At 52.8% G+C, this 6,510-nt stretch carries 7 protein-coding genes; 6 read left to right on the forward strand and 1 reads right to left on the reverse strand.

What is annotated here, in order from left to right:
* Positions 1-105 precede the first annotated feature (105 nt).
* From ACQKE4_RS19905 to ACQKE4_RS19930, 6 genes are all read left to right on the forward strand, one after another.
* Positions 106-531 carry a GNAT family N-acetyltransferase gene (locus tag ACQKE4_RS19905; RefSeq protein ID WP_427389959.1) on the forward strand — a complete coding sequence of 142 codons (426 nt, stop codon included), beginning with the start codon at positions 106-108 and terminating at the stop codon, positions 529-531.
* Positions 532-729: 198 nt separating this feature from the next.
* A complete protein-coding gene (locus ACQKE4_RS19910) occupies positions 730-1,206 on the forward strand; it encodes a GNAT family N-acetyltransferase (RefSeq protein WP_427389960.1) in 477 nt (158 codons plus the stop codon).
* 26 nt (positions 1,207-1,232) lie between these two features.
* Positions 1,233-2,138: a LysR family transcriptional regulator gene (locus tag ACQKE4_RS19915; protein ID WP_427389961.1), complete on the forward strand. Its 906-nt coding sequence runs from the start codon at positions 1,233-1,235 to the stop codon at positions 2,136-2,138.
* A gap of 146 nt (positions 2,139-2,284) precedes the next feature.
* Positions 2,285-3,703 carry an amidase gene (locus ACQKE4_RS19920; RefSeq protein WP_427389962.1) on the forward strand — a complete coding sequence of 473 codons (1,419 nt, stop codon included), beginning with the start codon at positions 2,285-2,287 and terminating at the stop codon, positions 3,701-3,703.
* A gap of 20 nt (positions 3,704-3,723) precedes the next feature.
* Positions 3,724-3,951 carry a hypothetical protein gene (locus tag ACQKE4_RS19925; RefSeq protein ID WP_427389963.1) on the forward strand — a complete coding sequence of 76 codons (228 nt, stop codon included), beginning with the start codon at positions 3,724-3,726 and terminating at the stop codon, positions 3,949-3,951.
* Positions 3,944-5,455, forward strand: coding sequence for a sodium:solute symporter family protein (locus ACQKE4_RS19930; RefSeq protein ID WP_427389964.1), 1,512 nt, complete (start codon positions 3,944-3,946; stop codon positions 5,453-5,455). The genes ACQKE4_RS19925 and ACQKE4_RS19930 overlap by 8 nt, the downstream gene beginning before the upstream one ends.
* A 10-nt stretch (positions 5,456-5,465) precedes the next feature.
* Here ACQKE4_RS19930 and ACQKE4_RS19935 read toward each other — a convergent pair whose 3' ends face one another.
* Complete coding sequence (locus ACQKE4_RS19935; RefSeq protein WP_427389965.1) at positions 5,466-6,314, reverse strand: GGDEF domain-containing protein; 849 nt, start codon at positions 6,312-6,314, stop codon at positions 5,466-5,468.
* Positions 6,315-6,510 lie beyond the last annotated feature (196 nt).

The following is a 6,510-nucleotide window of genomic DNA, read 5'->3' on the forward strand; positions in this document are numbered from 1 at the left end:
GAAGCGGCTGTTGGTGCTTGATGGATTGGTTAGGTTCTTGAAATCATAGCACTTTCAGCCGCTTTCTTTTATACCCTGTGAGAAATCCGGGCTAGGATTCAAGTTATGACGCCTATTATTCGGCCTACTAACGACAAGGCGTTCGCGGAAAACATCATAATTCAGAATATGTCAGCCTACTACAAGCAGCTGGATATGTGCTGGGATACCACCCTATTTGATAAACAGTGGGGTCAGTTAGATAGCTACAAGTTAGTCATAAACGCTTCACGAGTGGGGCTGCTTTGCATAAATCATGATGAAAATGCTTACTACATTCGGGAGCTACAGATTGATCCACAGTGGCAACGTCAAGGCATAGGGACCGCGGCCATTCGTTATACGGTTGAAACTGCCCAACGAAAAGGCATTCACTTACTTCGGCTTCGCGTGTTTTGTATCAACCCAGCAATAGCGCTATATGAGCGGATGGGGTTTCGCATATGCAAAACAGAAGCTGGCATTAACTATATGGAGCGGAAATTGTTCTGAATCAGACTCAGGCGTAAAACCGGCGGCGCATCATTGGGTATTGAGCGCTTAGCTGACGGCGCGGACGGAAAGTATTGGTTTGGATTGGATGAGTATTCTCGATCAAGAGTCGCCACTCGCTGGCTTGAGGCGCTATAGCGCTACCCCTTATTTGCCGCTAATGTATTCGCTTCTGCTAAATAAAGTCTGGAGCAAACCATGCAGGGCGATATCACCATTCAACGGCTAAGTGCTGATGATCCAAATGCTGAAATAGTGGCGGGCTGGACATTTGAAGCTTGGGGCCATTTACATCCTGGGCTCACGCTAGCGCAAGCGATTGAATGTTTAAAGGCCGAATGTGGGCAGGGTGGTGTGCCTTCTATCTTTCTAGCCATGCAAGGCAGAACCCCCGTTGGCACTGCCAGCCTGATTGCTGATGATATGAGCACTCGTCCCGAACTTACTCCATGGCTTGCGTCAGTATTTGTGGTGCCTGAATGGCGGGGACAGGGTATTGCTTCTTCATTAGTGCAGCAGGTGGAAGAAGAAGCCCTGCAAAATGGCATTCAGCATTTCTATTTATACACTCCCGATCAGCAGGCGCTCTATCGACGGCTGGGTTGGCAGAATGTCGAGCTCGTTGAGTATCGGGGAGAGCAGGTCACGGTAATGGCGCGGCAGCTATTGAATTAAGTAAGCCACGTATCTAAGGGGCATTTATGGTCAGTGGGCGAGCGTTACGCTACTTCGATACTGTTGCACGCTGTCGTTCGCTGCGCCAGGCGGCGGCTCAATTACACATTGCCCCTACGGCCATTAGCCGACAGATCGATTTGCTGGAACATCAGCTTGGCGCTCCGTTGATCGAACGTGGCCCCAACGGTATTAGCCTCACCGCCGCGGGGGAGCTGTTAGCCGCCCAAGCTCAGCGTACCCTGCGTGATCTTGAGCGGGTGCAAGAGCATATTGCTGACCTCAAAGGTTTGCGTACTGGCCGGGTGAGTTTGCAGGTGGCAGAAGGCGTTGTGGCTGGCCTGCTAGGCCCTGCGTTAGCCAAAATGGGCCAGCGTTACCCCCATTTGAACTTTGAAATTGGCATCGCCAGTGCCAGCCAGATGGTGGAAGCGCTGCGCCGTGGCGACGCAGATATCGGTCTATCGTTTTTCATGCCTCGCCACGATGACATTGTGGCCTTCACTAGTGCCGAGCTACATCATCATGCCGTCATGGCCCCACATCATCCGCTGGCCGTCGCCTCAGAGGTAAGCCTTCACACTCTAGCAAAGCACCGCTTGATCCTGCCTGATGAATCATACGGCGTACGCCAAGCATTGGAGCGCGCAGCGCATCGTGCAGGCGTGACGCTGGCGCCTACCTATAAAACGGCCTCTCTAGAAACCCAAAAAGCACTCGCCCTTAACGGCGCGGGCGTTCTGATATTACCGCCGATGGCGGTAGCAAGGGAGTGCCAGCAAGGTGCATTGGTCAGCATTCCCCTGGGTTCTTCTGAGCTGGAAGCTGCACGGATTGATCTCTGTGTCTATCGTCATCGCCAGCGCAGCTTTGCCACCGATGCGTGCCTTTCGCTATTGGCCCGCGCACTGCAGGCGTTGGTAAATCCCTAGAGTTAGAGTCTAGGTGTGCACACATAATGTGGACACGCTGAGATCAATATTGAATTGGCGTAGCGCACTGAGTAGGTTCATGCTGAGGTTATTAAGAACGACAAACTGATAGCAACAGTATGATAACAACCGCATAAGGTGATGTGATGGCTGAACTACACCAACTTACTGCCACCGAGCTATTGGAGGGTTACCGCTTAAAATCGTTTTCTCCCAAAGAGGTGGCGGTTGCTCTGATCGAGCATATCGATACTTGGGAGCCGCATGTTAATGCACTCTATGCCTATCAGTCGGATATGTTTATGGAGGCAGCAGAAGTCTCTACCCAGCGCTGGGCCAAAGGCCAACCTAGCGGTGCGCTGGATGGGGTGCCGGTGACCTTAAAAGAGTTAATTGCAACGCAAGGTATGCCGGTGCCCGGGGGAACAGGACTTGGCGAACAGGTAATAGCCAACCAGGATGCGCCACCAGCGACACGTTTAGATGAAGACAATGCTCTACTGTTAGGAAAAACCACCTGCCCCGATTTTGGCATGCTCTCATCAGGCCTTTCGTCATTTCATGGTTTAACCCGTAACCCTTGGAATTTGGCCTGCAATACCGGCGGCTCAAGCTCCGGCGCGGGTGCCGCTGCCGCGGCTGGGTTTGGTCCACTGCATGTGGGGACTGATATCGGTGGCTCCATACGCCTGCCCGCAGCATGGTGTGGCGTGGTGGGCTTCAAGCCCACCTTAGGCCGAGTACCTATCGATCCGTATTATGTGGGTCGCTGCGCCGGGCCAATGACACGCAGTGTTGACGATGCGGCGCTTATGATGTCGACGCTTGCCCGTACTGATAGACGCGATGCGATGCGCTTGCCGCCAGAAGTCATTGATTGGCATAATTTAAATGTAGATATTAGAGGCTTACGGATTGGCGTCATGATGGAGGCGGGTTGCGGTTTGCCCTTGGATAATGAGATTCGCCATCACGTTGAGCAGGCTGCAAAGCAGTTGGAAGCCATTGGAGCTAAGCTGGTGCCGCTGGCACCAGTGCTTACCCGCGAAATGTTGGATGGGCTGGATCGCTTTTGGCAGGCTCGCCAATGGAACGAGCTATTAAAGCTCTCGCCAGAAGAGCGTGAGCAAGTGCTACCCGCCATTTTGGCCTGGGCAGACGGTGGCGCACGCTTAAGCGGCGTAGAAGTGGTTCAGGGATTTCAACAAACCCTGGTCATGCGCCGTGCTACGGAGACGGTATTTGAGCAAGTGGACGCGGTCATTTCACCTACCACGCCAAACATCGCTTTTCCCGCAGAGTGGCCATCACCCACCAATGATCCTCGTCAGCCCTTTGAGCATATTGTTTATAACGTGCCGTGGAATATGGGGGAGCAGCCAGCGATATCGCTCAATGCAGGGTTTAGCAGGGATGATATGCCCATTGGGGTGCAGTTAATTGGCCCACGTTTTGCCGATCATCTGGTGCTGAAGCTGGCGTGGCAGCTAGAAAAGTGTTTGGCGTTGCCACTGCGTTGGCCAACCCTACCTATCACACATGCCAGTCGCAAAGGCGGCCGTTAAATAACGAAGAGGGAACACATATGCGACGGTTATTGGTACTGCCCACTTCCAAGGCGGGTTGGGGGTTATTGATCGCTTTTGTGGCACTGGTAATGGCGGGAACCTGGCCGGTCATCGGCTTGGTCAATCGGGCAACGCTGGTAATGGGGCTGCCGCTGATGGTGGTGTGGAGCTATCTGGTTATTTTCGCCTGTGTAGCAGTCATGTTGATCGGCAATCGCATTGTCGAGCGAGACGACCATGAATAGCCCTTGGCCACTGCTGATTACGCTGATATATGTGGCTATCGCTATGGTGATTGGCCTACGTGCACGCGGTGTACGTGCTAACAGAGCCGATATGAATAGCCTAGAAGAGTGGGGCGTGGCAGGGCGCAGCATGGGCCCTATTACGCTTTACCTATTAATTGCAGCCGGTAGTGTGAGTGCTTACACCTTTATGGGCGCGCCGGGGTGGGCTTACTCCAAAGGTGTCGCGGTATTTTACGTTGCTATCTACCTTGCTTACCTGGCGTTGGTGGCTTGGTATTTTGGCCCCAAGGTGTGGGCATTCGGCGAAAAATTTGGCCACGTCACCCAAGCAAGCGCGATTGCTGACCGCTACCAAAGTCCCGCATTAGGCGCACTGGCAGCGTTAGTCATGGCGATTGGCTCAGTTGCCTATGCGGTGCTACAAACTATAGGTTCAGCGTATATTTTGTTTGTAATGAGCGGCGGCCTAATTCCCATTTGGCTAGGCGTCGTGCTGGTGCTTGCCTGTATTGCGGTGTATCTCTACGCCAGTGGACAGCGGGCCATTGGTCGCACCAATGCGTTTCAGGGTGTGTTAATGCTGATTGTTGCCTGGGCGGTTGGCCTATGGGCGGTACATAGCGCCACCGGCGGGCTTAGTTTTGCAGGCGTATTTGAACGCATTCAGGCTGATCACGGTGAGTTTCTTACCCTGCCTGGGGCAGGAGGGGATATGAGCTTTAGCTTCTGGACGACCTCAATCATCGTCTCGATGTTCTCGTTTATGCCGCCGGTATGGACTCAGTGGATGAGCGCATCCTCAGCGCGCACTATCCGCCGTAGCGCCACATGGCTACCTACCTACTATATTGTCATCCTGCCCATGGTGGTAGTGGGCTTTATCGGTATTTACTCACTGCCTGAGCTGGCCCGAGCCGATACTGTTGCCCTTGAATACGCCATGCAGTACCTGCCGGTGGTATTAGTCGGACTGCTGGGTGCGGGCACCTTGGCAGCGTCAATGTCCTCCAGCGAACCATTTATCCATTCGATCTCACTTTCGCTCAGTAAAGACGTGCTTCAACCGATGTTAAAACTTACTGATGGCGTAACCGGCAAGCTGGCCAGGGTATTTATTTTGCCCATTATGTTTCTGGTGGTGGCGCCATTAGCCATTGCCGAGCCAGGCAGCTTGGTGATGATTCTACTGGTGGGGTTGGGGTTTGCTTCTCAAGTGCTGCCTGCCTTTATCGGCATGTTTTTTTGGCCCCGCGCTTCACGCTTGGGTGTGATGGCAGGAATTGTGGCAGGCTTTTTGATTACCGTGTCGTTTACCACGCTTTGGCCTCATCCGCTGGGGATTCACGCAGGTTTCTGGGGGCTGATGATTAACCTGCCGGTATTCATCGTGGTCTCGTTACTGACGCCCGCTACCAACGCTGATGTGGTTGAACGCTTCTTCCGCATTGCCGCCCCGCGAGGCCTTACTCGACTTGGTAAGCAGAGCGATCAGCTGTCGTAATCGATATCCATCATTGGGGTTGCTCTCGGCTAAGAGGCATATCCTGCTCCTCAACAGGTTCGCTGCCAACAGCGCATCGGTTACGACCACTATGTTTGGCGCGATAAAGCGCTTCATCTGCCAGCCGTAGCAATTTTTGAGGATCACTGGTGTGGTCGGGGTAGGTCGCTATGCCACAGGAGAGAGTGATATGCCCCAGCGGTGTTCCTTGATAAGACATCGATTTTTTTGACATAGCTGCCAATAGAGCATTTGCCCTGATATAAGCAGCATCGCCTGAGGTAGTGGGGAGAAGGGCCACAAACTCTTCGCCGCCAAATCGGCAAACCACATCCATGCCTCGAAAGTGCAGCCTCAGGAGCGTTGCGATCTCAACCAATACGCTATCTCCAGCTTCATGGCCAAAGTGATCGTTGATCTGTTTAAAGTGATCGACATCCAGCATCAGTAGCGATAATTGGCTATCGTTTTGTTGCGCCCGTCGGCACTCATGCTCGAACACCATATTGAAATGGCGCCGATTGTGGAGTCCGGTGAGTGGATCCTCGAAAGAGAGGCCTTCAAGCTTATGAACGAGTCGATCAAGTTCAGCCGTACGAGTTATAACTTGCTGCTCTAACGTCTCGTTGACCATTGCCAATTGCTGTTGGGTGCGGCGATAGTGCCACAGAAAAATGGCGGCGTTAGCTAATGAGAAAGCGAGCGTGCCATAGCTTAAAGGCACGGTGCGCCATGCTATAAAGCCGTGAGCTACCGCCATATCGACTAATAGTAGAGGAGCAAAGACAGTAAAGCTCAGCACCAGTAAGCGTTGTTCAAGATTCAGACGACGGAATCGAAACAGAGCAAGCAGTAGCATCGTCGGTAACGTGACAGCCAAAAGTACATCAAATACTGGAAACGTCAGCGGTAGACTAATACTTCCGGTCTGAACTAGGCCAATAGCGACAACTAGATAGGCTAGCCCGAATTTCTCACGGGGTATAAAAGAAAGCGGCTGAAAGTGTTAACGTTTCAGGGCCTTACACCAAAAACCAACACCAACAGCCGCTTCC

It is taken from the genome of Halomonas sp. NPDC076908, from assembly GCF_050269715.1.
Taxonomy (GTDB): domain Bacteria; phylum Pseudomonadota; class Gammaproteobacteria; order Pseudomonadales; family Halomonadaceae; genus Vreelandella.

What these genes read in the sequence shown, in the direction of transcription:
- ACQKE4_RS19905 (WP_427389959.1), top strand. Translation starts at nt 106, where the DNA reads ATGACGCCTATTATTCGGCCTACTAACGACAAGGCGTTCGCGGAAAAC.
- ACQKE4_RS19910 (WP_427389960.1), top strand. Translation starts at nt 730, where the DNA reads ATGCAGGGCGATATCACCATTCAACGGCTAAGTGCTGATGATCCAAAT.
- ACQKE4_RS19915 (WP_427389961.1), top strand. Translation starts at nt 1,233, where the DNA reads ATGGTCAGTGGGCGAGCGTTACGCTACTTCGATACTGTTGCACGCTGT.
- ACQKE4_RS19920 (WP_427389962.1), top strand. Translation starts at nt 2,285, where the DNA reads ATGGCTGAACTACACCAACTTACTGCCACCGAGCTATTGGAGGGTTAC.
- ACQKE4_RS19925 (WP_427389963.1), top strand. Translation starts at nt 3,724, where the DNA reads ATGCGACGGTTATTGGTACTGCCCACTTCCAAGGCGGGTTGGGGGTTA.
- ACQKE4_RS19930 (WP_427389964.1), top strand. Translation starts at nt 3,944, where the DNA reads ATGAATAGCCCTTGGCCACTGCTGATTACGCTGATATATGTGGCTATC.
- ACQKE4_RS19935 (WP_427389965.1), bottom strand. Translation starts at nt 6,314, where the DNA reads ATGCTACTGCTTGCTCTGTTTCGATTCCGTCGTCTGAATCTTGAACAA.